This is a genomic window from Geomonas diazotrophica (assembly GCF_019063885.1).
Lineage (GTDB): Bacteria > Desulfobacterota > Desulfuromonadia > Geobacterales > Geobacteraceae > Geomonas > Geomonas diazotrophica.
Map to the genome: position 1 here is coordinate 4,284,878 of NZ_CP077684.1, position 25,267 is coordinate 4,310,144.

General features: G+C 62.7%; 27 protein-coding genes. 7 read left to right on the forward strand and 20 right to left on the reverse strand.

The features are described from left to right. Positions 1 to 8 precede the first annotated feature (8 nt). Both KP003_RS18965 and KP003_RS18970 read left to right on the forward strand, forming a co-directional pair. Positions 9 to 920 carry an HDOD domain-containing protein gene (locus tag KP003_RS18965; RefSeq protein ID WP_217300134.1) on the forward strand — a complete coding sequence of 304 codons (912 nt, stop codon included), beginning with the start codon at positions 9 to 11 and terminating at the stop codon, positions 918 to 920. Further along, positions 917 to 1,987, forward strand: a complete 1,071-nt coding sequence (locus KP003_RS18970; RefSeq protein WP_216789653.1) for a protein-glutamate methylesterase/protein-glutamine glutaminase — start codon at positions 917 to 919, stop codon at positions 1,985 to 1,987. The genes KP003_RS18965 and KP003_RS18970 overlap by 4 nt, the downstream gene beginning before the upstream one ends. A gap of 3 nt (positions 1,988 to 1,990) precedes the next feature. Here KP003_RS18970 and KP003_RS18975 read toward each other — a convergent pair whose 3' ends face one another. The 13 genes from KP003_RS18975 to KP003_RS19035 form a co-directional block, all read right to left on the reverse strand. Further along, complete coding sequence (locus KP003_RS18975; RefSeq protein WP_217300135.1) at positions 1,991 to 2,278, reverse strand: hypothetical protein; 288 nt, start codon at positions 2,276 to 2,278, stop codon at positions 1,991 to 1,993. Next, positions 2,275 to 3,270 carry a DMT family transporter gene (locus tag KP003_RS18980; protein ID WP_217300136.1) on the reverse strand — a complete coding sequence of 332 codons (996 nt, stop codon included), beginning with the start codon at positions 3,268 to 3,270 and terminating at the stop codon, positions 2,275 to 2,277. Before KP003_RS18980 ends, KP003_RS18975 begins: the two co-directional genes overlap by 4 nt. Before the next feature lie 89 nt (positions 3,271 to 3,359). After that, entirely contained in the window at positions 3,360 to 4,385 is a 1,026-nt protein-coding gene (locus KP003_RS18985) for a retropepsin-like aspartic protease family protein (protein ID WP_216789657.1), read from the reverse strand. A gap of 134 nt (positions 4,386 to 4,519) precedes the next feature. Further along, positions 4,520 to 5,908, reverse strand: a complete 1,389-nt coding sequence (locus KP003_RS18990; RefSeq protein ID WP_217300137.1) for an MATE family efflux transporter — start codon at positions 5,906 to 5,908, stop codon at positions 4,520 to 4,522. Positions 5,909 to 6,097: 189 nt separating this feature from the next. Further along, on the reverse strand, positions 6,098 to 6,514 hold the full coding sequence (locus KP003_RS18995; protein ID WP_216500168.1) for a F0F1 ATP synthase subunit epsilon: 417 nt from the start codon (positions 6,512 to 6,514) through the stop codon (positions 6,098 to 6,100). Positions 6,515 to 6,588: 74 nt separating this feature from the next. After that, positions 6,589 to 8,001 carry a F0F1 ATP synthase subunit beta gene (atpD, locus tag KP003_RS19000; protein ID WP_216500167.1) on the reverse strand — a complete coding sequence of 471 codons (1,413 nt, stop codon included), beginning with the start codon at positions 7,999 to 8,001 and terminating at the stop codon, positions 6,589 to 6,591. Positions 8,002 to 8,052: 51 nt separating this feature from the next. Further along, a complete protein-coding gene (gene atpG / locus KP003_RS19005; protein WP_216500166.1) occupies positions 8,053 to 8,916 on the reverse strand; it encodes an ATP synthase F1 subunit gamma in 864 nt (287 codons plus the stop codon). 20 nt (positions 8,917 to 8,936) lie between these two features. Further along, positions 8,937 to 10,445 (reverse strand): F0F1 ATP synthase subunit alpha, encoded by a 1,509-nt coding sequence (atpA, locus tag KP003_RS19010; RefSeq protein ID WP_216500165.1) that lies wholly within the window; start codon positions 10,443 to 10,445, stop codon positions 8,937 to 8,939. Positions 10,446 to 10,454: 9 nt separating this feature from the next. Beyond that, entirely contained in the window at positions 10,455 to 10,997 is a 543-nt protein-coding gene (atpH, locus tag KP003_RS19015) for an ATP synthase F1 subunit delta (protein ID WP_217300138.1), read from the reverse strand. After that, a complete protein-coding gene (locus KP003_RS19020) occupies positions 10,994 to 11,605 on the reverse strand; it encodes a F0F1 ATP synthase subunit B (protein ID WP_216500163.1) in 612 nt (203 codons plus the stop codon). The genes atpH and KP003_RS19020 overlap by 4 nt, the downstream gene beginning before the upstream one ends. 1 nt (position 11,606) lies before the next feature. Beyond that, a complete protein-coding gene (locus KP003_RS19025) occupies positions 11,607 to 12,032 on the reverse strand; it encodes a F0F1 ATP synthase subunit B family protein (protein WP_216500162.1) in 426 nt (141 codons plus the stop codon). 469 nt (positions 12,033 to 12,501) lie between these two features. Then, the gene (locus KP003_RS19030) at positions 12,502 to 13,341 is read right to left on the reverse strand and encodes a ParB/RepB/Spo0J family partition protein (RefSeq protein ID WP_216500161.1); all 840 of its coding nucleotides are present in this window, start codon (positions 13,339 to 13,341) and stop codon (positions 12,502 to 12,504) included. After that, positions 13,334 to 14,107, reverse strand: a complete 774-nt coding sequence (locus KP003_RS19035) for a ParA family protein (protein WP_216500160.1) — start codon at positions 14,105 to 14,107, stop codon at positions 13,334 to 13,336. The genes KP003_RS19030 and KP003_RS19035 overlap by 8 nt, the downstream gene beginning before the upstream one ends. A 209-nt stretch (positions 14,108 to 14,316) precedes the next feature. Between KP003_RS19035 and KP003_RS19040 the strand changes: the two genes are divergently transcribed. The 4 genes from KP003_RS19040 to uvrC all read left to right on the forward strand — a co-directional run bounded on the left by KP003_RS19040 (position 14,317) and on the right by uvrC (position 18,874). After that, entirely contained in the window at positions 14,317 to 14,565 is a 249-nt protein-coding gene (locus KP003_RS19040; RefSeq protein WP_217300139.1) for a cytochrome c3 family protein, read from the forward strand. 385 nt (positions 14,566 to 14,950) lie between these two features. Continuing rightward, positions 14,951 to 16,153, forward strand: coding sequence for a c-type heme family protein (locus KP003_RS19045; protein ID WP_216789661.1), 1,203 nt, complete (start codon positions 14,951 to 14,953; stop codon positions 16,151 to 16,153). Positions 16,154 to 16,236: 83 nt separating this feature from the next. Next, the gene (locus KP003_RS21710) at positions 16,237 to 16,863 is read left to right on the forward strand and encodes an RNA recognition motif domain-containing protein (protein WP_217300140.1); all 627 of its coding nucleotides are present in this window, start codon (positions 16,237 to 16,239) and stop codon (positions 16,861 to 16,863) included. 181 nt (positions 16,864 to 17,044) lie between these two features. Then, on the forward strand, positions 17,045 to 18,874 hold the full coding sequence (uvrC, locus tag KP003_RS19055; RefSeq protein WP_217300141.1) for an excinuclease ABC subunit UvrC: 1,830 nt from the start codon (positions 17,045 to 17,047) through the stop codon (positions 18,872 to 18,874). A 194-nt stretch (positions 18,875 to 19,068) separates the two neighbouring features. On the opposite strand, the gene KP003_RS19060 is transcribed toward uvrC, so the two are convergent. The 3 genes from KP003_RS19060 to KP003_RS19070 all read right to left on the reverse strand — a co-directional run bounded on the left by KP003_RS19060 (position 19,069) and on the right by KP003_RS19070 (position 21,737). Next, the gene (locus KP003_RS19060; protein WP_199390678.1) at positions 19,069 to 19,656 is read right to left on the reverse strand and encodes a GTP-binding protein; all 588 of its coding nucleotides are present in this window, start codon (positions 19,654 to 19,656) and stop codon (positions 19,069 to 19,071) included. A gap of 82 nt (positions 19,657 to 19,738) precedes the next feature. Further along, positions 19,739 to 20,230 (reverse strand): roadblock/LC7 domain-containing protein, encoded by a 492-nt coding sequence (locus KP003_RS19065; protein WP_216500071.1) that lies wholly within the window; start codon positions 20,228 to 20,230, stop codon positions 19,739 to 19,741. Between the two features lie 97 nt (positions 20,231 to 20,327). Next, entirely contained in the window at positions 20,328 to 21,737 is a 1,410-nt protein-coding gene (locus KP003_RS19070) for a phosphoglucomutase/phosphomannomutase family protein (protein ID WP_217300142.1), read from the reverse strand. Positions 21,738 to 21,896: 159 nt separating this feature from the next. Between KP003_RS19070 and KP003_RS19075 the strand changes: the two genes are divergently transcribed. Continuing rightward, positions 21,897 to 22,478, forward strand: a complete 582-nt coding sequence (locus tag KP003_RS19075; RefSeq protein WP_216500073.1) for a peptidylprolyl isomerase — start codon at positions 21,897 to 21,899, stop codon at positions 22,476 to 22,478. Positions 22,479 to 22,512: 34 nt separating this feature from the next. Here the strand turns inward: KP003_RS19075 and KP003_RS19080 are convergent, their stop codons facing one another. The 4 genes from KP003_RS19080 to KP003_RS19095 all read right to left on the reverse strand — a co-directional run bounded on the left by KP003_RS19080 (position 22,513) and on the right by KP003_RS19095 (position 25,237). Further along, the gene (locus tag KP003_RS19080; RefSeq protein WP_216500074.1) at positions 22,513 to 23,190 is read right to left on the reverse strand and encodes a cytochrome c biogenesis ResB family protein; all 678 of its coding nucleotides are present in this window, start codon (positions 23,188 to 23,190) and stop codon (positions 22,513 to 22,515) included. Positions 23,191 to 23,255: 65 nt separating this feature from the next. Further along, positions 23,256 to 23,972, reverse strand: coding sequence for a cytochrome c biogenesis protein (locus KP003_RS19085; protein ID WP_216789665.1), 717 nt, complete (start codon positions 23,970 to 23,972; stop codon positions 23,256 to 23,258). A 185-nt stretch (positions 23,973 to 24,157) separates the two neighbouring features. Continuing rightward, positions 24,158 to 24,664: a peptide deformylase gene (gene def, locus KP003_RS19090; RefSeq protein ID WP_216500076.1), complete on the reverse strand. Its 507-nt coding sequence runs from the start codon at positions 24,662 to 24,664 to the stop codon at positions 24,158 to 24,160. A 6-nt stretch (positions 24,665 to 24,670) separates the two neighbouring features. Continuing rightward, a complete protein-coding gene (locus KP003_RS19095; RefSeq protein WP_216500077.1) occupies positions 24,671 to 25,237 on the reverse strand; it encodes a glycine cleavage system transcriptional repressor in 567 nt (188 codons plus the stop codon). Positions 25,238 to 25,267 lie beyond the last annotated feature (30 nt).

Below are 25,267 nucleotides of genomic sequence, written 5' to 3' on the forward strand. Positions count from 1 at the left end.
ATGAAGCAATGGATAAAGCAGCCATGATGCAGACTGCCCAGGAGATGGTCGAGAGCTTCGTTGACCTCCCCACCATCCCGCACGTGGCCACCCGGGTGATAGAGCTCCTGGACCGTCCCGGTGTCGAGCTCGACGAGGTCGCCGACATGATCCTGGCAGACCAGGTCCTGGCGGCCCGGGTCATCAAGATGGTCAACTCGCCGCTGTACAAGCCGGCCAACGAGATAAAGTCCGTGAAAAGGGCCTTGATCTACCTGGGCTTCCGTCATATCCGCGAGCTCGCCTTCACCTGCTCCTTCGTCGACGTCTTCGAGGGGCGGGACGGCATCTTCGACGTCAGGACGTTCTGGGAGCACTCCTTCGGCGTCGGCGTGGTCTCGAAGATCATCGCGCAGCGGGTACGCTACCCGGACACGGAAAAGGCCTACCTGGTGGGGATCGTGCACGACATCGGCGAGGTTTTCCTCTCCTACTACCGCCAGGAGACCTTCCGCGCCCTGCTCGACTCTGTGAAGGGGCAGCCCTTCCGGCTGGTGGAAAAGGAGGCCGAGTACCTCGGCACCTCGCACAGCGAGATCGGCCTCTGCATCGCCCGCAAGTGGAACTTCCCGGCCGACTACTGCGAGGTGATCGGGCTGCACCACGACCCCGAGCAGGCGGTCCTCGACCCGACGCTCTGCGCCATCGTCAACCTGGCCGACCTTTTCTGCTCCGTGCGTCAGCTCGACTACGGCGGGAGCTCCTGGGTCACCTTCAACCTCGCCGAGGAGAAGGCCTGGGCCATCCTGAAGTCCTATGCGCCCAACCTCGCCGATCTCGACGTGGAGCGCTTCTGCTACGAACTGGACGACCGCGTCCCCGAGATCCAGGACATGGTCAAATCGATCTTCCAAGGCATAGGAGCCAAAGAAACGCCATGATCCCCGCAACGTCGAGCAAACTGAAGGTACTGATCGTCGACGATTCCTCCTTCATGAGGATGGCGATCCGCGGCATCCTCTCCAAGGCACCCGGCGTGGAGATCGTCGGTATCGCCGCCGACGGCATGGAGGGGGTGGAAAAGGCCCTGGCCCTCAAGCCGGACCTGATCACCATGGACGTGGAGATGCCGCGCATGGACGGCATCGCCGCGCTGAAGCAGATCATGGCCAAGCAGCCCACGCGGGTGCTGATGGTCTCGACCCTCACCTGCGAGGGGGCGCGGGCCACCTTCGAGGCGCTCGACGCGGGGGCCATCGACTACGTCCCCAAGAACGTCAGCGACTGCAAGGACGCCCAGGCCATGTTCCAGAAGGCGCTCCTCGAGAAGGTCCACGAGGCCGCCCTTTCGGCCATCCCCAGGCGCGCCGGCATCGGGATCGTGCCGCGCGTCGCGCCGCCGGTCCAGGTGCGTCCCTCCCAGTTCGCCCACCGCCGGATCGGCTACGTCGGCATCGGCGCCTCCACCGGCGGCCCCGTCGCGCTCCAGGAAGTCATCTCGCGCATCCCGGTCAACTTCCCGCACGGCATCGTGGTCGCCATTCACATGCCCAAGGCCTTCACCGGCCCCTACGCGGAGCGGCTCAACGCCAAGTGCTCGCTCTCCATCAGGGAGGCGGTCGACGGCGACATCGTCAAGGGGGGGCAGGTGCTGATCGCCCCGGGCGGGATGCACACCAGCCTGGTGAAGCAGGGGAGCAACATCGTGGTGAAGACCTCGCCCACCAGCGAATTCCCCCAGTACATCTACATCCCTTCCGTTGACCAGATGATCACCTCGCTGGCCGACGCCAGCAACGGCGCCATGCTCGGCGTGATCCTGACCGGTATGGGGAACGACGGGTTCAAGGGGATGAAGCATCTGAAGGAAAAGGGGGGGCTGACTCTGGTGCAAAACGAAGCGACCTCCACCATCTACGGCATGCCGCGGGCCTGCATCGACGGCAAGGTGGCCGACGTGGTGCTCCCGCTGGACCAGATTGGTTTCGAGATCGGGAAGATCGGCTGAGCCTCAGCGCCGCGCCTGGATCAGGAGTCCCCCCTCCGTGATCCTGACGCTGCAGCGCGAGAACCCCTCCCTCTTGAGCCGGAACAGCACGAAGGGGGCCGCGAGCCCCCGGCACGACGGGACGAAGAGCCGCAACTCCCCCGAGGCGTCCAGGTAAAGCCCCATCCCCCCCCTGATGTCCGCCGGATCGCAACGGCGCACCCCACCCGGCTCCACCGGGCTGGGGACACCCCCGCCCGATGGCAAGAGCGCGTACCAGATCAGTTTCACGGTGCGCAGAGCCCGTTTCATATGCCCGCCTCGCCCCGCTCCGGATGCACGGCGCCCTGCGTGCCGCCTACCGGTTCAGAAACCGCCTGTCCCCCCCGCGCCTTGGCGTTGCCACGGCTCCCCCAGTAGACCCCGGCTACCACCAGCAACCCTCCGCAGAGCTGCGGCAGCACCACCCGTTCCCCCAAGAGAAGCGCCGCCTGCAGCGCCCCGAAGAAGGGGACCAGGTTCACGAACACCGCCGCCCGCGCGGCGCCGATCCTCCCCACCCCCTGGTACCACCAGACGAACCCCACCACGGTCCCCAAGAGGGCCAGTTGCAGGATGGCGAGCCACCCTACCCAGCTGAACGAGGGCCAGGGGGCGCCGGACGCCGCATGCTCCAAAAGCGCGGCCGGGAAGAGGAGCATCGCGCCGAAGAGCGCGGCGTAAGCGGTGGCGGTCAGCGGCGTGAAGGTCGCCAGGGCCTTCTTGCCCAGGATGGAATAGAGCGCCCAGCAAAGCGGTGCGCCCAGCATGATGAGGTCTCCCCTGTTGAAGGCGAAACCGGCGAGGACGGCCCACGATCCTTTCGAGATGACCACGGAAACGCCAAGGAGCGAGACCAAGAGCCCCGCGACTTGCGTCGGGGTGACCCGCTCCCTGAGCCAGAGCGCCGAGAGTACCGCGGTGATTAGGGGGTTGATGGCGACGATGAGCGCGCCGCTGGTAGCCGTGGTCAGCTTGAGGCCGGTGAAAAAGACCGCGTTGTAGCAGAAGATGCCGGTGACCCCCAGGCTGAACAGAAGTCCGAAATCCCGCAGCCGTTTCGGTACGGGGAACGGTTTCCCCTCCTTGCCGGCGTACCAGGCGGTGAGTGCGATCAGGCAGGATGCGGCTACCGCGAAGCGGCAGGTGGCCGCGAAGAAAGGTGGCGCCTCTTTAACCGCAAGACGCGCCGCGACGAAGGTGCCGCCCCAGAAAAACGTGGTCAGCACCAGCTTCAGATACACCGATCTCAGTTCCCCCATCATGCGAAAGGCCCCGTCCCGAGGCCTACGCGGCGATGCGCCGTACCTCTGTCAAAACTGCTTCTTCTTGCCAATACCCCTCCCACGGCCGGTCACTGGAACCAGCGGATCAATTCATGTTCCATATCGAGCTGGTAGCGGTGCCGGCGCAGGAAATCCATCCCGAGCAGCCCATCGTGAATCCCGGCGCCGCCACCGTAGGAGATCAGTTCGACCTCCATGGAAGGATGGGCGTGGGGGCCGACCACCAGCGAGTCGATTCGCACGATCTTGGAGCGGACCACCCGGCCGTCGGCCAGCTCGGCCTGCGCGTTCCCCGCAGAGCGTAAATCGATCGGCAGCCTGCCGGCAACACTTTCGTGCAGCGCGGTCCTGGTGGCGCCGGTGTCGAGGACCAGTTCCAGCCGCACCGCCTGGCCACCGTGCCTTACCGTAACCGGCACCAGCACCTGGTTGTCGACCACGCGTATCTTGGTCACGTTATCGCCGTTTGCGGTAGCCGTGACGTTCGCGGGGGCTCGTTCCTGGCGCTGGGGAAGCTGCTCCTCCCCCCCGGCGTCCCCATCCCACCCCTTTTCTGACGACGCGGGCCCCGCTTCCCGGGCCTGTGCCTCTCCCCGTCCCTCTCCCTCTTCCGCCAATTGCTGCGCCGGCGCCAGTTGGGTCTGTTGCTGCGCGGCATAGGGGCACAGCAGGTAAAACATCAGACCCGCTACCGCCAGCAGCCCGGCGAGCCCTGCCACTATTCTCGCGGGCGAAGCTCCCCCCCGTTGCCCGTTCGTTTGCCGCACGGAAAGCTCCAGGGCGTATCCGGAGAGTTTCCTCCCGATCAGCGGGTCGGGACAGGCGTCGGCGAGGTCGACCAGTGCTGAGCCTCCGCGCCGATCCCCTTCCTTTATGAGGGGGATGGCGACGGAACTCACGAGGTCGAGGACGGCATCCTGGAGACGGCGGTATCCCGGGGTCCCCCGGGCCTGCCCCAAGGCCGGGAAGACCACGCGCTCCACGTCGCTGAGGGCAGCGATCAGCAGTTCCTGCCTGGTCGCGGCGTCCGTGCTCTCCCTGAGCTCCAGAGCGACCCTTTCCTTTATCCCACTGCACAGATGCTCGAGATCCATGGCGATCACCCATTGCAGGGCGCGTCTGCGACGCACCGCAAGTTTAGAATCGACAGGAAATTCTAGCGCACTATGGCGAGCTCGTCAGCGCGCCCCACCCGAAGGGGAAATAGCCCGAGCCCCCGTCCCCGCGCTCACCCACCTTCCACCCCGGTCTCTGGCGCCAACCGTACGGGGCCATCCAGCGCGGCAGCAAGGCGCAAGACGTAGAGGAGTATGACGCAGGCGGCGCCCCAGGTGACCAGCAGAATGCCGCACCAGATGCCGGTGAGCCCCCACCCCAGGAGGTCCGCCAGGAGGTAGAAGACCGGGATCGGCAACACGATCTGCCGGACCAGGCCGATCACCAGCGGGATTGCCGGACGTTTCAGCCCCTGCAGCACCGACACGCTGGTATAGAGGATGACGTAGGCGATGAAGACGAAGGCCTCGATACGCAGGTACTGCACGCCGATCCCGACGACCCTGGGGTCCTTGGTGAAGAGGGACATGAGCGGCCGCGCGGCGAGGAAGACGGCCGCGGTCCCGAAGCTCATCAGGATGATGCCGGCTCTCAACGCGCAGCGGATGGTCTGGACCACCCGCTCCAGCTGCCGCGCCCCGCTGTTCTGCGCCACCAGCGCGAGGGTGGCCACGTTCATCCCCATGACCGGCAGCAGGGCGATCTGCTCGATCCTGGTGCCGATGCCATAGGCGGCGACCGCGTCGCTCCCGAAGCGTGCCACGAACCTGGTGATGACGAAGATGCCGATGGCGACCGTCATCATGTTGAGGCTCGAGGGAAACCCCTGCTTGGCGAGCTGGAAGTAGGCGTGGCGGTCCGGGACCAGTTCGGCGAAACGGAAATGCCTGAGCATTCCCGACTGCTTCACCCGCAAAAGCATGTAGCAGTTGCCGATAGCCTGCACCAGCACGGTGGCCCAGGCGATCCCCGGCAGTCCCATGGCGGGCAGCCCCATCCCCCCGTACATGAACCAGGGGTCGAAGGCCAGGTTCAGGAAGAAGCCGAGCACCAGGTAGTTGCGAAAACTGCGGCTGTCGCCGGTCGCGTTCAAGATGGCGTTCAGCACGTAGTTGACCAGGAAGAAGACGCTCCCGGCGAAGATGCACACCATGTACTGCAGGGCGAGTTCGAGCACGACACCCGTGGCGCCGAGGAGGCCGAACAGGAACGGAGCACAGGCAAGCCCCAGCAGGGTCAAAAGCACCCCGTGCGCGAGCCCGAAGGAGAGGGTCTGGCCGGCGAGGTGCCGCGCGCCGTCACGGTCTCCCGAGCCGAGGGCGTGGCCGATGAGGGCGGTGGCGCCCGTCGATATCCCCGCGCCGATGGCGATGATCAGGAAGAAGACCGGGAAGGAGAGGGAGAGCGCCGCCAGTGCGTCGGTGGAGATCCTGCCGCCGTAGAAGGTGTCCACCACGTTGAACATGGTGTTGAAGAAGTACCCTACGCTGGTGGGGAGGGCGATCTTGCGGATCAGCCCGGGGATCGGTTGGTGCAACAGGTCGTAGTCTCTTTGGTGCATGGTCCCTCGGTTCGCGTCCTTGGCTGTGACGATCCCTTCCCTGTCCCTTCAGCTCAGGGGGTGGAGACGCAGGGGGGAGGCTGGGAGGGGCGGGTTCGGCCTGCCTCAAGGCACCAAGCTTACACGCACTCCGGGCAAAAAAAAAGAGCGGACTAGCCGCTCTTCTCATTTGTGTTGTGTGTCCGACGCTTAGCGCCCGCCGGCCTTGCCCGCCACCTGCACCCTGATCAGGGCGCGCTCCAGCGCGGCCTGGTAGATGCGGAAGTTCTTGTCTTCCGGGGTGAGCGACTTAAGCTCGGTCTCGGCACGCCCGAGGGCGGCCTTTGCGCGCTCGAGGTCGATCTCGTCGGCCCTCTCCGCGGTCTCGACCAGCACGGTGACCTGGTCGTTCTCCACTTCGAAGTAGCCCCAGTTCAGCGCCATGTGATGCAGCACGCCGTCCTTTTTGTAGGCCAGCTCGCCGATCTTCAGCGACGTGAGGAAGGGGGCGTGGCCCGGAAGGACGCCGAACTCGCCGAGGGCACCGGTCGCGGTGATCTCGTCGACCTCTTCGGAGAGGACCTTCTTGTACGGGGTTACCAGTTCAACCTTCAGTTTTTCAGCCATATAAACCTCTTGGGGCAAGGGCGCGGACCGCGGGAAAATCCGCGGCCCTCAACCGTTTGCCGTTACCAGATTAATTACACCGCGAGCTTCTGGGCTTTCTCGATAGCTTCCTCGATGGTGCCGACCATGTAGAAGGCCTGCTCCGGGAGGTCGTCGTGCTTGCCGGCGATGATCTCGCTGAAGCCCTTGATGGTGTCCTTCAGTTCGACGTACTTGCCCGGGGAGCCGGTGAAGGCCTCTGCCACGTGGAACGGCTGGGAGAGGAACTTCTGGATCTTACGGGCGCGGGCAACGACCAGCTTGTCCTCTTCGGAAAGCTCGTCCATACCGAGGATCGCGATGATGTCCTGGAGATCCTTGTATTTCTGGAGCACGTACTGAACCTGGCGCGCGATGGCGTAGTGCTCGTCACCGATGACCTGCGGATCGAGGATCCTGGAGGTGGAGTCGAGCGGGTCCACTGCCGGGTAGATGCCGAGCTCGGCGATCTGACGGGAGAGAACGGTGGTCGCGTCCAGGTGGGCGAAGGCGGTTGCCGGAGCCGGGTCGGTCAAGTCGTCGGCCGGTACGTAGATCGCCTGGACCGAGGTGATGGAACCCTTGTTGGTCGAGGTGATGCGCTCCTGCAGCTCGCCCATCTCGGTTGCCAGGGTCGGCTGGTAACCAACGGCGGAAGGGATACGGCCGAGAAGCGCCGAAACCTCGGAACCCGCCTGGGTGAAGCGGAAGATGTTGTCAACGAAGAGGAGCACGTCCTGGCCTTCCTCGTCACGGAAGTACTCTGCGATGGAGAGCGCGGAGAGAGCAACGCGGGCACGCGCCCCCGGAGGCTCGTTCATCTGGCCGTACACGAGAGCGGCCTTGTCGAGAACGCCGGACTCTTTCATTTCCATCCAGAGGTCGTTCCCTTCACGGGTACGCTCGCCGACGCCGGCGAATACCGAGAAGCCGCCGTGCTGCTTGGCGATGTTGTTGATGAGCTCCATGATGAGAACGGTCTTGCCGACGCCTGCGCCGCCGAAGAGGCCGATCTTGCCGCCCCTTGCGTAAGGAGCGAGGAGGTCAACGACCTTGATGCCGGTGGTGAACGCCTCGACCTTGGTCGACTGGTTCACGAAGAGCGGAGCCTCGCGGTGGATGCCGTACTCTTTCTCGTTGCCTACCGGACCCATCTCGTCAACCGGCTCGCCGATGACGTTGAGGATGCGGCCCAGGGTCTTGCGGCCGACCGGCACGGAGATCTGCTTGCCGGTGTCCATGACCTGCTGGCCACGAACCAGACCGTCGGTACCGTCCATAGCGATGGTCCTGACGGCGTTCTCGCCCAGGTGCTGTGCGACTTCCAGAACCAGGTTGAACTCCTGGTCGTCGATCGCGGGGTTGGTTACCCTGAGAGCCTGGTAGATCGGGGGGAGCTTGCCCGGCTCGAATTCGACGTCGATAACTGCGCCGATGACCTGCGATATTTTTCCGAAGTTCTGACTCATGTTTAAACCTCTTCCTTTTGCGGCCGAGAGGGCCACATATTTTTATAAGTGTTAACCCTTGATCGATTCAGCGCCGGAGATGATTTCCATCAGCTCCGTCGTGATGGCAGCCTGGCGTGCCCTGTTGTAGATCAGGGTCAGCTTGGCGATCATCTCTGTGGCGTTCTTGGAAGCCGCATCCATCGCCGTCATCCTGGCGCCGTGCTCGGAGGCGACCGACTCGAGGAGGGCCTTGAAGACCTGGACCTCGATGTGCTTGGGAAGGAGCTCGTCCAACAGCGCGCCCTTGGACGGCTCGTAGATGTACTCGGTCCCGACTTCGTCCTCGTCGCCGGCCTTCGGTGCGATGGGCAGGAGCTGCTCCAGGGTGATGTCCTGGGTCATGACGCTCTTGAAGGCGTTGTAGATGATGAAGACTTCGTCGTACTCTTCCGCCAGGTATCCCTCGATCAGTTCGGCGGCGACCAGGGCCGCGGTCTGGTAGGAGAGGGTGGAGAAGATGTTGCCGTGATGTTTGCGCACCGTGTGACGGTTCCTCAGGAACTCGTAACCCTTGCGGCCGATGGTCATCAGGGTCATTTCCGAGAAGTCGCCCTTGCGCTCCTTGAGGAAGCGGTCGGCTGCCTTGGAGAGGTTGGCGTTGAAACCGCCGCACAGGCCGCGGTCCGAGGTCACCACCACCAGGAGGGCGCGACCGCCGTCGCGCTTCACCATGAGCGGATTGGCATCCGACTCCTGGGTCTTGGCAAGCCGCTCAAGCACCTCCGCGAGCTTCCCCGCGTAGGGGCGCGCAGCGACCACGTTCTCCTGGGCGCGACGCAGCTTGGCGGCAGAGACCATCTTCATGGCCTTGGTGATCTGCCGGGTATTTTTTACGGATACGATCCGTTTCTTGATGCTCTTAAGGTTTGCCATTCGCTAAGTCCGTCCTTGGTTTAGGCAGTAAATTCCTTCTTGAACTCTTCCAGACCGGCGATGATCTCGCCCTTCATGGTGTCGTCGATCGCCTTCTTGTCGCGGAGTTCACCAAGGAGGGTGGCCTTCCTGGAGTCGAAGAAAGCGTAGAGTTCCTGCTCGTAACGGCCCAGGGAGCCGATCGGGTAGTCATCGACGAAGCCGTTGTTGGCGGCGAAGATGATCAGGACCTGCTTCTCGTTCGGGATCGGACGGTACTGCGGCTGCTTCAGGATCTCGACCAGGCGTGCGCCACGGGCGAGCTGCATCTGGGTAGCCTTGTCCAGGTCGGAACCGAACTGGGCGAACGCTGCCATCTCGCGGTACTGAGCGAGAGCCAGACGGAGGGTACCGGCAACCTGCTTCATCGCCTTAACCTGAGCCGAACCGCCGACGCGGGAAACGGAGAGGCCGACGTTGATGGCCGGGCGTACGCCGGAGTAGAACAGGTCGCTCTCCAGGTAGATCTGGCCGTCGGTGATGGAGATGACGTTGGTCGGGATGTAGGCGGAAACGTCACCTGCCTGGGTCTCGATGACCGGCAAAGCGGTCAGGGAGCCGGCGCCGCACTCGTCGGACACCTTGCAGGCACGCTCGAGCAGACGGCTGTGGAGGTAGAAGACGTCGCCCGGGTAAGCTTCACGCCCCGGCGGACGGCGAAGCAGCAGGGAAAGCTGACGGTATGCGACGGCCTGCTTGGAGAGGTCATCGTAGATGATCAGCGCATGCTTGCCCGCGTCGCGGAAGAACTCGCCCATGGTGACGCCGGTGTACGGTGCGATGAACTGCAGCGGTGCCGGCTCGGAAGCGGTAGCGGCGACGACGATGGTGTAATCCATGGCGCCGTGCTCTTTCAGCTTGGCAACAACCTGGGCGACCGTGGAGCGCTTCTGGCCGATTGCGACGTAGATGCAGACGACGTCGCCGCCCTTCTGGTTGATGATGGTATCGATCGCGACGGCGGTCTTGCCGGTCTGGCGGTCGCCGATGATCAGCTCGCGCTGGCCGCGCCCGATCGGAACCATGGAGTCGATCGCCTTGAGGCCGGTCTGCATCGGCTGATGCACCGACTTACGCTTGACGATACCGGGGGCCTTCACTTCGACCTTGCCGAAGGTGGAGGTGTTGATCGGGCCGAGGCCGTCGATCGGGTTACCGATCGCGTCGACCACGCGGCCGACCAGAGCCTGGCCTACCGGGACCTCGACGATCCTGCCGGTACGCTTGACGGCGTCGCCTTCCTTGATCTCGGAGAACTCGCCGAGGATCGCGGCACCGACGTTGTCTTCCTCAAGGTTGAGAACCATGCCGGTGATGCCGTGCGGGAACTCGAGGAGCTCGCCTGCCATCGCCTTGTCAAGACCGTGGATACGGGCAATACCGTCACCGATGGAGATGATGGTGCCGGTTTCGGCTACCGCCACTTCCTTGCCGTACTCCTTGATCTGCTTCCTGATAATCTCGCTGATTTCTTCCGCTTTGATTTCCATAGAACCGTCTCACCCCTTCTGTAATATATCCTGAATGTTAGCTAACTGAGTCCTTACCGAGCCGTCGAATACCTTGTCGCCGATCTGCGTTACCACACCGCCGATGAGCGACGGATCAACCACAACCTTGAGTTCAACCTTTTTGCCGGTCGACTTGGCCAGGGCCGCCTTGATCTCCTCGACCTGGGCCGCGTCCAGCGGCAGCCCGGAGGAGAGCGTCGGCCTGATCACGCCGGAGAGCTCGTCGGCGAAGATGCCGTAGTTCTCCGCGATCTGCGGCAGCACCGAAAGGCGGCCGCGCTCGAGGAGGAGCATCATCAGGTTGGAGATCATCGGGGAGATGGAGAGCTTCACCACCAGGTCCTTCAGGATCTCTTTCTTCTCTTCGATGCCATAGGCAGGGTTGGCGAAGACCGCCGAAAGCTCGCGGCTGTCGGTCAGGACAGTGCTGAAGCGGGACAGTTCGCCGTTGAACCCTTCCACGCTCCCGGCTTCCGAGCCAATCTGCACGAGTGCCTTGGCGTAACGTTTGGCAATAGCGTTAGTACTCAATGTAGAGTCACCACCTTGGAGATATAGTCGCCCACCAGCTTGTCCTGGTCGCCTTTTGCAATGTTCTGCTTGATCTTCTGCTCGGCCAGCTCGACCGCGAGGCGTGCAGCCTCGGCGCGGAGCTCGTCTTTAGCCTTGAGGACTTCCTGCGCCGCTGCGGCCTCGGCCTGAACCTTGATGCGGGCAGCAGCCTCTTTGGCCTCGGCGATGATGCGCTCCTTCTCGAGCTCACCCTCGCGCTTCATGTTGGCGGAAATCACCTCGATCTCCTGGTTGGCCTGGTCCAGGCGCTGGGAGTACTCGGCGAACTTCTTCTCGGCGGCTTCCTTGGCGGCGACCGCTTCCTTCAGGGTCTTCTCGATCCCGTCGCGGCGTGCGGCCAGGGTCCCCTTCACGTCGGCCTTCTTGAGGGCCCAGACGGCGATGGCGACCAGGGCGGCGAAGTCGATGCAACGCCACATGAAGTCCTTCATCTGTGCAGCCTGGTGCCCGCCTTCGTGAGCGGCGCCCGCGTGCTCGGCGGCCTCCTCGGCAAAACCGAGGGAAGCCAGGGCGATGATCGCGCCGACCGTAAGCAGGGAAACTATCAGCTTCTTGTTCTTATGCATGCTAGAGACTCCTCCCCAGAACTTTTTCACAGATTTCGGCGGACAGGGTCTCGGCGCTGGAGGTGAGCAGACGGCGTGCTTCCTCGGCCTCCTGGGCCACCTTTGCCTTGATGGCGGAAAGGGACTCGGTAGCTTCGGCACGCGCCTTGTCGAGGATGGCGGCCTCCTGCTGCTGGGCCTCCTTCTTCAGGGCACCACGCTCGTCGGCAGCACCGGCGCGAATCTCGCGCATGCGTGCCTCGTAGCTGGCCAGCTTCTCCTGCACTTCCCTGTCGACTTCGGCGCTCTTCTGCTTCGCCCCGTTGATCTGGGCGGCGCGGTCGGCGAGCTGTTTCCTGATCGGCTTGTAGAGGAAGACGTTCAGGAGCAGTACCAGCACCAGGAAGTTCACCAGCTGGAATACAAATGCGATGTCTAAATTGATCACCAAACCACCTCTATTCGAACATTTTTAAAGGCGTATACGCCTTCAGACTGTGCATGGCTCCGCGCAAAACAGGTGATTGCTATCACATAAATGCTTTTTGTGTCAAGCAATTTATCCGTTTGTGCGAAGAATTGTATACACTTGGACCGTGCGCAACATCGCTATTTTGCGGCCCCGAAGCTGTGCCAGTCGGGGTGCCGCGGGACTGTCTCAAGGGCGCGAACCGAGAGTTAGCGCGGGTTTTGTAGACAGGATCGTGTATGACATTTGGAACGACGTTTCAGGCGTTGAGGAAAAGGGAGGGGTTCTGTAGGGGCGAATAATCATTCGCCCCCCCCCAATCGCGCCGGTGCTGCTTTTGCCAGTGATGGGGCCGGGGCAACGACGGCCGGGCAAATAATTATTTGCCCCTACAGTGCGTCCGGAAAAGAGGGCGCTCCGCCCTCCGTTGCGGCAAATGTGCCGCTTTTTACAGGTTCAAAAGCTCCACGATGCGGGTCAGCTCCTTCATGTCTGCGAAGCTGATCTCCAACTTGCCGCCGCGCCCGGCGCGCTTCAGGGCGACCTTGGCGGCGAAGTGGCGCTGCATGCGCTCCACAAGGTCCTTCTGGTCCGGGTCGAGGGACGGCTTCGCCGCTTTCTTGGGCGGGCCCGCCTTCCTGCGCTTCACCAGCGCCTCGGTCTCGCGCACCGAGAGGTGCCCCTTGACGATCTCGTCGCGCACCGCCTTCTGCTCCTCGACGTCCTCGAGGGTCAGAAGCGCACGGGCGTGCCCCATGGTGATGCGGTCCTCGGCCACGTCGCGCTTGATCTCGGCGGGAAGACGCAAAAGGCGCAGCGCGTTGGCGATGGTGGAGCGCTCCTTGCCCACCCTCTTGGCCAGCTCCTCCTGCGAGAGGGAGAAGCGCTCCAAGAGGGCGTGGTAGGCCTCGGCCTCCTCGACCGCGTTCAGGTCCTCGCGTTGGATGTTCTCGATGAGCGCCATCTCCAGGGCGGTCTCCTCGGAGACGTCCTGGATCACCACCGGGACTTCCCTGAGGCCCGCCTTCTGGGCGGCGCGCCAGCGGCGCTCGCCGGCGATCAGCTCGTAGTGCCCGGCCTTCTTGACCACCACCAGGGGCTGGATGATCCCCTTTTCGCGGATCGACGCCGCCAGCTCCTCGAGCTTCTCGTTGACGAAGGTCTTTCTGGGCTGTTCCTTGTTGGGCTTTATGTCTTCGATGGGGCAGGAGAAGTATTTCTTGCCGTGATCCTCCACGACCGGGAGCAGCGCCCCCATCCCTTTGCCCAGTCCCATTTTCTTAACCATGCGACACCTCGCGCGCGATGATTTCCTTGGCCAGATCCATGTAGCTGGTCGCCCCCCTGGAGGTGATGTCGTACAGGCAGATCGGCTTGCCGTGCGACGGCGCCTCGGAGAGCCTGACGTTCCTCGGGATCACCGTCTGCAGGGTCTCCTTGGGGAAGTGGGCGCGCATCTCCTCGCCGACCTGGCGCGAAAGGTTGTTCCTGGCGTCGAACATGGTGAGCAGGATCCCCTCGATGGAGAGCGACTTGTTCAGCCCCTGCTGGATCAGGTTGATGGTCTTCAGTATCTGCGAAAGCCCTTCCATGGCGTAGAACTCGCACTGCAGCGGGATCAGCACCGAGTGCGCCGCGGTCATCGCGTTGATGGTGAGGAGGTTCAGCGAGGGAGGGCAGTCGATGAAGATGTAGTCGTAGGAGTCGGCCAGCGAGGCGAGGATCTTCTTGAGCTTCCTCTCGCGGTCGGTCACGCTCACCAGTTCCAGTTCGGCGCCGGCGAGATCGGAGGTGGCCGGCAGCAGGTGCAGATAGGGGAGTTCGGTCTTCAGCACGATGCGCGCCGCGGGCGCGTCGTCGATGAGGGCGTCGTAGATGCTCTCCTCGAGGAGGTCCTTGTCGGCACCCACGCCGCTCCCGGCGTTCCCTTGGGGATCCATGTCCACGAGGAGCACGCGGCGTTCGGCGACGGCCAGCGAGGCCGAAAGGTTCACAGCCGTCGTGGTCTTGCCCACACCACCCTTTTGATTCGCCACACAGATGATCTTAGCCATAGTCTTTTCTCGATTTGTAAATGATCCGAGTGTTACCGATAAATGCAAAGCACGGAAAATTACCATACTGCCGGGGCTATGAAAAGTGTTTTCTCAGATAAGGGCGCAACGCGTTCCTTGACTTAGGTCAAGGCGCCTTTACCGGTGGCGGTTTATGTTGGCCGCGTTGGACTTGGTAGATAACCCGATATCGTGGAAGGAGTGCCCACATGAAGAAAACGCTTTTGGTCCTGTTGCTGCTGCTTGTCGCCCCCGCCGCCTACGGCTTTGAGTGCAACGTCTGTCACAGCAAGAACCCCGCGATGGTAAAGATGCACAAGGAGCTGAAGGGGAGGAACTGTTTCGACTGCCACAAGATGGGCGAGAAGCTGATGGGCAAGGGGATCCCCAAGGACAAGGCCGCCCAGATCAAGCGTCGCGAGACCGAAGAGATCTGCTTCGAGTGCCACAAGAAATAGAAACCGTTCTACGTTCTAGGTTCCACGTTTCACGTTTTGCCCACACGCTACCGCCACCTCTTTCCCGGCTAGCTAAACACGCTTCATGCACCGCCCTCACCCTCCCCTCTCCCAGAGGGAGAGGGTTTTTTTTCGGAAAGGCCCGGATTGGCTTGGTCCCCCTCCCCCCTTCGCGAAACGAATCGCTACGGCGCGCAGGCCCGTCAAGGGGGCGGGAGGCCGCTCAGCAACCGCTTACCGGCTTTTGCAGTCCCCCCTCGCCCTCCGGGTGTATAGACCGGGAGAGGGCCGGGGTGAGGGCTTTTTCTAAGTCTCCGATTACCTTGCACCTTCTGACTCCTCCGCTATACTTTTGGCTTCAGTGCTATGAATTCCAGGAGGATGCATGACCCGCCCGGCAGATCTCTCCATCCGCACCAAGTTCTTCGGCCTGATGTCGCTGCTCCTGATCGCCCTCCTGCTCGCATCCGGCATGTTCCTGTACCAGCGCCAGAAAGACTTCGTACTCCGCTTCGCAGTAGACAACGCCCGCAGCTTGGCGACGCAGCTGATCGAGACCCGCGAGTACATGTCCTCGGTGGTCAAGAACGAGCCGGAGTCGAACTACAACCTGGTGCCGCAAGTGGTGGCCACCCAGGTGGCCAAAAGGGTGACCCAGAACAGCAAGTTCTACGTCCGCCAGGTGTCGCTGCGCTACCGCAACCCGGAAAACCGTCCCGACCCCTACGAGACCGCGCAGCTGCAGAGGTTCATCAAGAATCCGGTCGGTGAAAGCTACGACATCGTAAAAAGCGGCGAAACCAGGTTTTTCCGCTACCTGCAACCGATGCGCGCCACCCCCTCCTGCCTGGGATGCCACGGCAGCTACCAAAGCGCTCCCGACTTCGTCAAGAATCGCTTCCCGCCGGGTCACTACTCCTACAACTACCAGGTGGGTGAGGTAATCGGCGCGGTGTCGGTGAGCATCCCGGTCAAGGACCTCTACGCCCAGTTGGGAACCAACTTCAAACTCGACCTGCTGGCCCGCACCCTGGTGTTCCTCATCGTCATCGTGGTGATGGGTATCATCATGAGCCGGCAGATCATCGAGCCGGTACAGCTCCTCTCGGACCGGATCATCGAGGTCACCAGGACCGGCAACTTCCAGGAAAAACTGCCGCAGAGAAGCCGCGACGAGATCGGCATGCTCATCGGCGCCTTCAACGACATGATGGAGGAACTCTCCCACCGCACCGTCCAGTCGCGCGAGGCGGACGAACGCTACCGCCGCTTCATCGAGGTGGCCGCCTCGGCGGTGGTGACCTTCCTGAAGGACGGGAAAATGGTGATCGTCAACGAGAAGGCGGAAAGCCTCTTCGGCCGGAACCGGCAGATGCTGCTCGGTGAGTCCATCTTCGATTTCCTGGAAGGCGGGGATGAGTTGCGGCAGCGGATCGAACAGCCCGGTGAGTTCAAGGAGGAGACCACGCGGCAGCGCGTCATCAATGCAGCCGGCAAACCGGTCACAGTCGAAATGGTCGTTTCCGCTTCCAGGGCGGACCGGGAGCCGCTCTACACGGCGATCCTGCGGGAGCGTAATGGCGGCTAAGGCATGGGACCGAGAGAAAGTTTTGCCGTGCCGTCGCGTGTTGTGCTAGAGTGTGCCGACAAAATCAAGGAGAGTTAGATTCCATGGCAAAAGCAGGTAAAGAACTTTACGTAGGGAGCCTGTCCTACGATGTCACTGAATATGAGCTGCAGAAGCTGTTCGCCGTTTCCGGCACGGTCACCTCGATGCACCTGATCAGGGACCCCGACACCGGTCAGTTCAAAGGTTGCGGCTACGTCAGGATGTCCACAGAAGCCGAGGCGAGGGACGCCATTGATTCGCTGGATGGCGCCTGGCTCCTCGACAAGAAAATCACTGTCTCCTATGCCAACCCGCAGAAGATGAAGGCGAGTGGTGGCGGCGCCAAGACCCTTCCCAGGTGGCGCATCGAGGCGGCCGAGAAGAAAGCCGCTGAGAAGAAGGCCGCTGCCGCGGCAGCGGCACCTGCAGCCAAGCCTGCCGCCAAGCCTGCAGCCAAGCCTGCAGCCAAGCCTGCAGCTAAACCGGCAGCTAAACCGGCGGCTAAACCTGCAGCTAAACCGGCGACCAAACCGGCGGCGAGTCCCGCCGCGAAGCTGGCCGGCACGAGACCGGCCGCAGACAAAGCGAGAACTGCCAGACCGGCAGGTGCCGCGAAACCTGCAGGGAGCAAACCAGCCTCCCGTCCCGGCAGCACCGCGAAGCCCGGCAGCAGAACCGGAAAACGTTAACCTCCAGTCCCCAAATCTGTAGGGGCGAATAATTATTCGCCCTTTCTTCCCCCCTCTTCAACACCATCCACGTCGGTATCATCACCATTGCGGGGCGAATGTTTATTCGCCCCTACGGAACGCCCCTCCCTTAGCACGTCCCGCCTTCCCTTCTAACCAGCAACCGTCTATACTACGCCTCATGATTACCCAGGAGATGATCAAGAACTTCCCCACCTCCCCCGGCGTCTACCTCATGAAGACATCGGACGGCAGCGTCATCTACGTCGGCAAGGCGCGCAACCTGAGGAACCGCGTACGCGCTTACGTCGGCGACACCCGCGATTCACGCGTCCACATCCGTTTCATGGTGCAACTGGTCAAGTCGGTCGACTACCTGGTCACCGACACGGAGAAGGAAGCGCTGATCCTGGAAAACACCCTGATCAAGCAGCACCGCCCCAAGTACAACATCAACCTGCGCGACGACAAGACTTACTTCTCGCTGCGCATGGACATGAAGGAAGAGTTCCCCCGCCTCTCCCTGGTGCGCAAGATCCCCTCGGACGGCGCGCGCTACTTCGGCCCCTATTCCTCTGCCACCGCCGCCAAGGAGGTGCTGAAGCAGCTCTACAAGATGTTCCCGCTGCGCCACTACCCGCTGGCGACCTGCATGGCGCGCAAGCGCCCCTGCCTTTACTACCAGATCAAGCAGTGCTCCGCCCCCTGCTGCGGCCTGATCACGAGTGAGGAGTACGCGGCGCTCGCCGAGGGGGCCGCCCTGTTCCTGGAAGGGAAGAACACGGAGATCGCCCGCCTGTACCGCGCCAAGATGAACAAGGCCAGCCAAGAGATGCGCTACGAGGACGCAGCGCGCTACCGCGACCTGGTGCGCGCCATCGAGGTGACCGTGGAACGGCAGAAGATGGTGGCGCAGGGGGGGGACAGCGACGTCTTCGGCCTGCATCGCGAGGGTGACCAGATGCAGATCGCCCTCCTGCACATCCGCGGCGGCACCGTAACCGGCGGCCGGACCTTCCTCTTCGACTGGGAACTGGAGACCGAGGAGGGACTCGCCTCCTTCCTGAACGAATACTACGACCTGGACGCCCCGCTCCCCCCCCAGGTGCTGATCCCGATCCCCATCCCGGAGCCAGGCCCGCTCGAGGAGCTCCTCTCCGAAAAGGCGGGGAAGAAGGTGACCATCGCGGCCCCGCAGCGCGGTCCCAAGCTGGAGATGGTGAAGCTGGCCCAGAAGAACGCGGAGACCGCGTCACAGGAGCGGCTGGCCAAGGAAAGCTCGTCCGCAACGTTGCTGACCGAGCTTGCCGAGAAGCTGCACCTCGCCCGCACGCCCAGAAGGATCGAGTGCTACGACATCTCCAACATTCAGGGCGAGATGGCGGTCGGGAGCCGGGTCGTCTTCATCGACGGCAAGGCCGACAAGAACCTGTACCGGCGCTACCGGATCAAGGGGGTGCTGCAGTCCGACGACTTCGCCATGATGCGCGAGGTGCTGTCGCGCCGTTTCAAGGCGGAAACCACCGAAGAGCAGCCCGACCTGATCGTGGTTGACGGCGGGCTTGGGCAGTTGGGCGTGCTGAACGCGGTGCTGGAAGAGCTGGGTGTGGCCGGGGTGGAGGCGGCGGGGCTGGCCAAGAGCCGCACCTTCAGGGACATGGAAAGCGAGGAGATCTCGAAGAGTGACGAGCGGGTGTTCCGCCCGGGGCGCAAGAACCCGATCACGCTTCGGCAAAGTTGTGCGCCGCTGTTGCTTTTGGTGCGTATCAGGGACGAGGCGCACCGTTTCGCGGTGACCTACCACAAGACCGTGCGCAGCAAGACCCTGACCGGCTCGCGTCTGGACGGCGTGGCGGGAATCGGGGAGAAGAGGAAGAAGGCGCTCTTGAAGCAGTTCGGGAGTCTGAAAGGGGTGCAGGGGGCGACGCTTGAGGAACTGATCGCGGCGCCGGGGATGACCGAGGCCGCGGCGAGGGCGCTCTGGGAACACCTCCACGGCCAAGACCTGTAGGGGCGAATAAACATTCGCCCAGCCACCGGCGCCCAACCACCTTCAGTGGCGAGATGGGCTGAGGTGCCAACTGGGGCGAATGATTATTCGCCCCTACATTGATTTTTTTGCCGAGATCGATAAAAAAGGGGGCGCCGGTTTATCCGGCGCCCCCTTCTCTGTATCTCGTCAACCGCCGTACTGGCAGCTTCTGCCTACTTCCCCTTTTTCAAATCGAACAGGATCAGCTTCGCGATCGCCTTCAGGGTCTCGAAGACACCTTCGCCGGTGGTGGCGCAGGCTTCGAAATCGGGAACGTTGGTCGGGTTCAGCTCGCGGCGCAGCTCCTCGACGCTTACCACGTTGGGGAGGTCGCGCTTGTTGTACTGGACCACGTAGGGGATCTTGTCCAGGTCGTACCCCTGTTCGATCAGGTTGATGCGCAGGTTCTCGACGCTCTCGATGTTGGCGTCCATGCGCTCTTCCTGGGAGTCGGCCACGAACACCACGCCGTCCACGCCCTTGAGGATCAGCTTCCTGGAAGCGTCATAGAAGACCTGGCCGGGGACGGTGTACAGGTGGAAGCGCGTTTTGAAGCCGCGGATCTCGCCCAGAGCCAGGGGGAGGAAGTCGAAGAAGAGGGTGCGCTCGGTCTCGGTCGCGAGGCTGATCATCTTCCCTTTCGCATCGGCAGCGGTCTTCTGGTAGACGTACTGCAGATTGGTGGTCTTGCCGCAGAGACCCGGGCCGTAGTAGACGATCTTGCAGTTTATTTCGCGGGAAGCGTAGTTGATGAAGGACATCCTACATTACCTCTTATGAATTACTGCACCACAGGGTTTTCCGGGGCGCGCACTGCCACCCCATCCTACCGAAGCATGCCGGTTAGCTGAACAGGTTGTCGATATCGTCGTCGGTGATCTCGGCAAAGGGGAACTCGCTGTCGCCGCTCTTCTCCTTCTCCTCGTTCTTCTGCAGCAGGCGGTTGAAGATGGCGGTGAGCTCCTCGGAGGCCTTCTTCACGCGCAGACGAACCAGCCCCAGCGAAGAGCGGGTATCGAAGAGCACCACGAGGATCACGCGGCCGGCAACGATGGAGATGTGGAGGTTGTCCTTCTCCCCTTCGTGAAAGAGGATGGAGAACTCCTTTTCACCGATCAGTTTGGCGAGGCCGCCCGTGGCGGCGATGTTGCCGGCGGTGAGCGAGGCGAGAGACGTGGTGTCGAAGCGCTCGGTCTCGCCGCAACCCGTGATCAACTGGCCGTTCTTGTCCACCAGGAAGATCACCTTGGCGTTCGCCTCGCGCAGCAGCTTCTCGAGCACTACGTTTATCTGTTTGAATTCCTCATCGTACATAATCAACTGAGGATTCGACATGAAATGTCTCCTTGGTGGGGTACTTTTGCAGCGAAGCTTATTCTATAACAGAAGCGTTACGCCATTTCAAGGTAATTGCCTGAGCGATAACCGCTCCTTACACGCTCGCTATACCCCGCGCGGCCTCCAGGAGGAGCGCCACCTTCGCCGGATCCCCCGCCTCGCTGTACAGCCTGAGCACCGGCTCGGTCCCCGAGGGGCGGATCAACAGCCAGGAGCCGTCCTCGAAGATGAACTTGAAGCCGTCGCTGAAATTGTGGCGCGCCACTGCGAAACCGGCGATGCTGGTGATGCCCCCCGCCTGCATCCGCTCCAGTAGTTGCCGCTTCGCCTGCGCATCGATGGGAAGGTCGATGCGTGAGTAGTGGAAATGCCCGATCTCGTCCATGGTCTCCTCGAGGAGAGCCCGCAGTCCCTTGCCGCTCATGGCCATCGCTTCCAGGAGCAGGAGCGCCATCAGGATCCCGTCGCGCTCCGGGATGTGCCCCTTCACGCCGAGGCCGCCGGACTCCTCCCCTCCCATAAGGATGTCGTTCTCGAGCATCATCTCGCAGATGTGCTTGAAACCGATCTGGGTCTCGAAGAGCACCAGGCCGTACTTTTCCGCCAGGAGGTCGATCATCTGGGTGGTGGATACGGTCTTCACCACCGCGCCGCGCACCCCTTTTCTCTCGTAGAGGTGGCGCAGCAGCACGGTGAAGATCCGGTGCGAGGAGAAGAATTCTCCGGTCTCGTCGATGGCGCCGATCCGGTCGGCGTCGCCGTCGAGTGCCAGTCCGACCTGGAACTTCCCGGCCTCGACCAGCGCCGTCAGCTCACCCAGGTGCTCGGCGATCGGCTCGGGCGGGTGGCCGCCGAAGGAGGGATTCTCCGCACCGTGGATCTCCTCGATCCCCGGGACCAGCAGCGGCAAAAGGCCCGAACCGGCACCGAACATCGGGTCGACGACGGCCTTGATGCCGGCGGAACGGATCAGCTCCAGGTCGACGTAGCGCCTCAACTGGTCCAGGTAGGGGGCCGTGGCATCGAAGAGCTCGACCGCCCCCGCCGCCTGCGCCTCGGCCAGCGCCAGCGCCTGCACCGGACGCGACGTCGCCTGGTTTTCGGCCACCATCTGCTCCAGCTCCTTGGTGGTCGAGGGACGCGCGGAACCGCCGAAGGACTCCTTCACCTTGAATCCGTTGTAGCGTGGCGGGTTGTGGCTCGCGGTGATCATGACCCCGGCCCCGGCCTTCTTCTCGTGAACCGCCCAGGAGACGGCGGGGGTGGGTGCGTAGCCGTCGGAGAGCCAGGTCTTGATGCCGTTGCCGGCCGCAATCTCGGCGGCGCGCTCTGCGAATTCCCTGGAGAGGAAGCGGCGGTCGTAGCCGATCACCAGACCTTTGTCCGCAAGCCCCTGTTTATGCAGATAATCCATGGTAGCCTGCGCCACCAGCGACAGGTTTTCAAAGGTGAAGGTGTCGGCGATGACGCCGCGCCATCCATCGGTACCGAACTGTATCTGCAAGACGAATCCTCCATGAACGTTAATGATTGGGCATTTTCCACGGCGGTGCCTGATCTGTCAACCCCTTACTTGCCCGGAACCAAGCGAATTGGTTGACCACAGCCGGGGATTGGCTTATAAGGATGCAACGATTACTAATCCCAGAGGAGGTACGAAAACATGCTGAAGAGATTCATCTACGCTCTGATCCTGGGGCTCTTCCTCGCAAGCGGCGCCGTCGCTGCCGAGGCGAAGAACCCGGTGGTGCTGATCGAGACCAACCAGGGCAACGTGAAGGTCGAGTTGTTCCAGAAAGAGGCGCCGATTTCGGTCAAGAACTTCCTCGACTACGCAAAAGGCGGCTTCTACAACGGGACCATATTCCACCGCGTCATTCCGAACTTCATGATCCAGGGGGGCGGCTTCAGCCAGGACCTGATGCCGAAGCAGACCAAGGCCCCGATCAAGAACGAGGCGGCCAACGGGCTTAAAAACGACCGCGGCACCATCGCCATGGCCCGCACCATGGTGGTCGACTCCGCCACCGCGCAGTTTTTCATCAACGTGGTGAACAACAACTTCCTGAACCACAACCCGGCCGGCGGCCAGATGGGGTACGGCTACGCCGTCTTCGGCAAGGTCATCGAGGGGATGGACGTGGTCGACAAGATCGCGGCCACCAGGACCGGCAAGGGGGCCAACGGCATGCCGGACGTCCCGCAGACGCCGATGGTGATCAAGAGCGTCAAAGAAATCAAGTAATCAAAAAGGGGCGCCGCCAGGCGCCCCTTTCTTTTTATCTTCCCTTGCGCTGCGCCAGCAGCATCAGGTTTCCCACCGTAAAGATCAAGGCGCCGATGAACGCGGTCAACGCGCCCGGCTCCTTATGCACCTCGAAGAGCGCCACCGGCACCGGGCTGAGCGCCACGTCCTTCACGTAGATGCCGTACCCCTTGTGGAAGAGCGGCTGGTTGGGCTGTACGGTGTGCAGACCGTCCGAGAGCCTCAGATCGGCGCGGTAGCCGCTCATCATCCCCATCGCCCCCACCTGACCCGTGATCCGCTCCACCACGACCCGCTCCCCGTCGGGAAAGCCGAAGGAATCCCCCTGCGGCAGCTGCATCTGCTGTTTGAATCCGCCGTAGGCGGAGAGGAGGTGCGCCAGGACGATGAGCAGAAAGCCTGCGTGCATCAGGTGCGGCGCCACGCTGCGCCCTTTACGGCGCAGGGCGTCGATGGAGCAGACAAGCGCGTTGACGAAGAGGACCGCGATGCAGGCGACGCAGAGCCAGAGCCACCAGGAGTAGCCGAGCGGGGCGCGCTGCAGCCAGAAGAGGAGCGGCATGTCGTTGAGGCCGCCCTGCTCCGAGCTGGCGCTGGAGAAGGAGCCCAGGGCCAGGGTGACCATCACCCCGGTCATGAGCCACAGGCCGAGGTTCAAGGAGCAGAAGGTGGTGTAGAGCTTTTTCAGCAAGGTCTTTTCCTCTTTTGTCCGGCCAGCCTGACTAGTCGGGGCGGGCGGGCCGGTCGGTCGGACATTTAGAAACTGTGCGAGCTTCGCATCAGCATGCTGACGCCGAGGTAGGTGAAGAGGGTCACCAGGAAGCCGACGATCCCCAGCCAGGCGAAGCCGCGCTCCCAGGTCTGCCCCTTCAGGCGCAGGTGCAGGTAGAGCGAATAGAAGATCCAAAGGATGGAGGTCCAGAGCTCCTTGGCGGTCCAAAGCCAGTAGGTGCCCCAGGCGTAATACCCCCAGATGCCGCCGGAGACCATGGAGAGCGAGAAGAAGCTGTAGCCCACCAGCGCGGCCCGATACTGCAGGTCGAGCGCCTGCTTCCCCCCACCCTGCAGAAACGCGACCCCCAGGAGTGCAGCGATGCCGAAGAGACCGTAGGCGAAGAAGGCAAGCGCCACGTGCAGCTCGAACCAGTAGGTGTCGAGGATGGGCGGCAGCGGCATGTTGATGGTCGGAAAGGGGAGCGCCAGGGCGGCGAAAAGGCCGGCCAGCGCCCCGCATCCCCAGCAAAACCAGCGCACGCCCGCGGTCTGGCGGCTATAGATGAAGGGGAGCGCCATGAGCCCCAGCGATCCGGAAAAAAAGGCCAGGGTGTCCTGGGGTCCGATCAGGGGAAGCCGTCCCAGCGCCAACCCGCGCGAAGCGAGGTAGGCCAGGCTGCAGCCGAGCGCAACCACGAAGATCGGCCGACGGATCGAGGCGACGAAGAGAAGCGCAGAGGTGATGAGAAGCCATTTCATAGAAAACCCGAACCCGCCTTGGCACGATGTGCTTAGGTGGACAATCAGAGGTTGCTTGAGCAAACTCCCTCTCCCTCCGGAAAAGGACCGGGGTGAGGGCGTTGCCAAGGGCAACAGGTGAGCAGACGGCAGCGCCCTCACCCGCCCTTCGGGCACCCTCTCCCAGCAGGAGGGGGGTGCATGACTTACTTGTAGCTTTTCCTGCGGAACAGGCCGGTCTTCAGCGAGGCGATGCGGTCCAGGAACAGGAAACCGTCCAGGTGATCCATCTCGTGCTGGATCGCCACCGCCTCGAAACCGGAGGCCTCGAATTCGCGCACGCTGCCGTCGGGCTCGGTGAAGCGCAGGGTGAGCTCGGTGGCTCGCTCGACGTCACCGGTGTAGTCCGGCACGCTCATGCACCCTTCCCGCATCACGGCGCCCCCGCTTTTGGCCAGGATCTCCGGGTTGATCATCAGCAAAAGGCCGTGGTTGTTGTCCTTGCCATGGCGGTTCTTGGACACGTCGATGACGCAGACGCGCAGGGAGACGCCGATCTGGGGTGCGGCGACGCCGACGGAACCGGGCCCGGCGTGCATGGTGTCCACCAGGTCTTCGATCAGCTGCTTTATCTCATCGTCGATGGCCTGCACCGGGGCGCAGGCCTGCTTCAAAATCGGGTCGGGATAGACGACTATCGGTTTGACTGCCATATAGAATCAGAGGGAGACGGGCGTAATGAGCCGCACCGAAATCTCCACACTCAGCTCCTTTTTCAGTTTTTCCAGCAAGGCGGAAGCGTCTTCCACCGAGAGCCCCTGGGGGAGCGCCGCCTCGAGCACCAGCACGTACACGGGCTCGGTCGGCTTGCCGATCAGCTTGGTGTTGAGGTCGGTGATGCTGACGCCGCGGTCGGCGAGCTCGCGGGTGATGCGGTAGACGATGCCCGGCTTGTCCGAACCGTACACCGAGATCAGGCAGAGCTCACCCTCCGGCCCCTGGTAGCAGACCTCGTCGTCCTTCAAGGTCCTGACGAAGGCGGAAAGTCCGGTGCCGACGGTCTTGGCCGCGAACTCCTCTTCCAGCTTCTTCTTGGAGAAGGGCTTCTCGTGGGAGACGATCAGGATCATGGCGAACTCGCCCCCGAGCATCGTGCAGCTGGAGTCCTCGACGTTGCAGCCGAGCTTGTAGAGCACCTCCGAGGTGTCCGCAACGATGCCGGTGCGGTCCTTGCCGATGATGGTGACGGCGAAATGAGCCAGGTTTGGCTTGCGGCAAAGGTTCATTGGGCCTCCTTTGGTAACGGGGACAGGCAC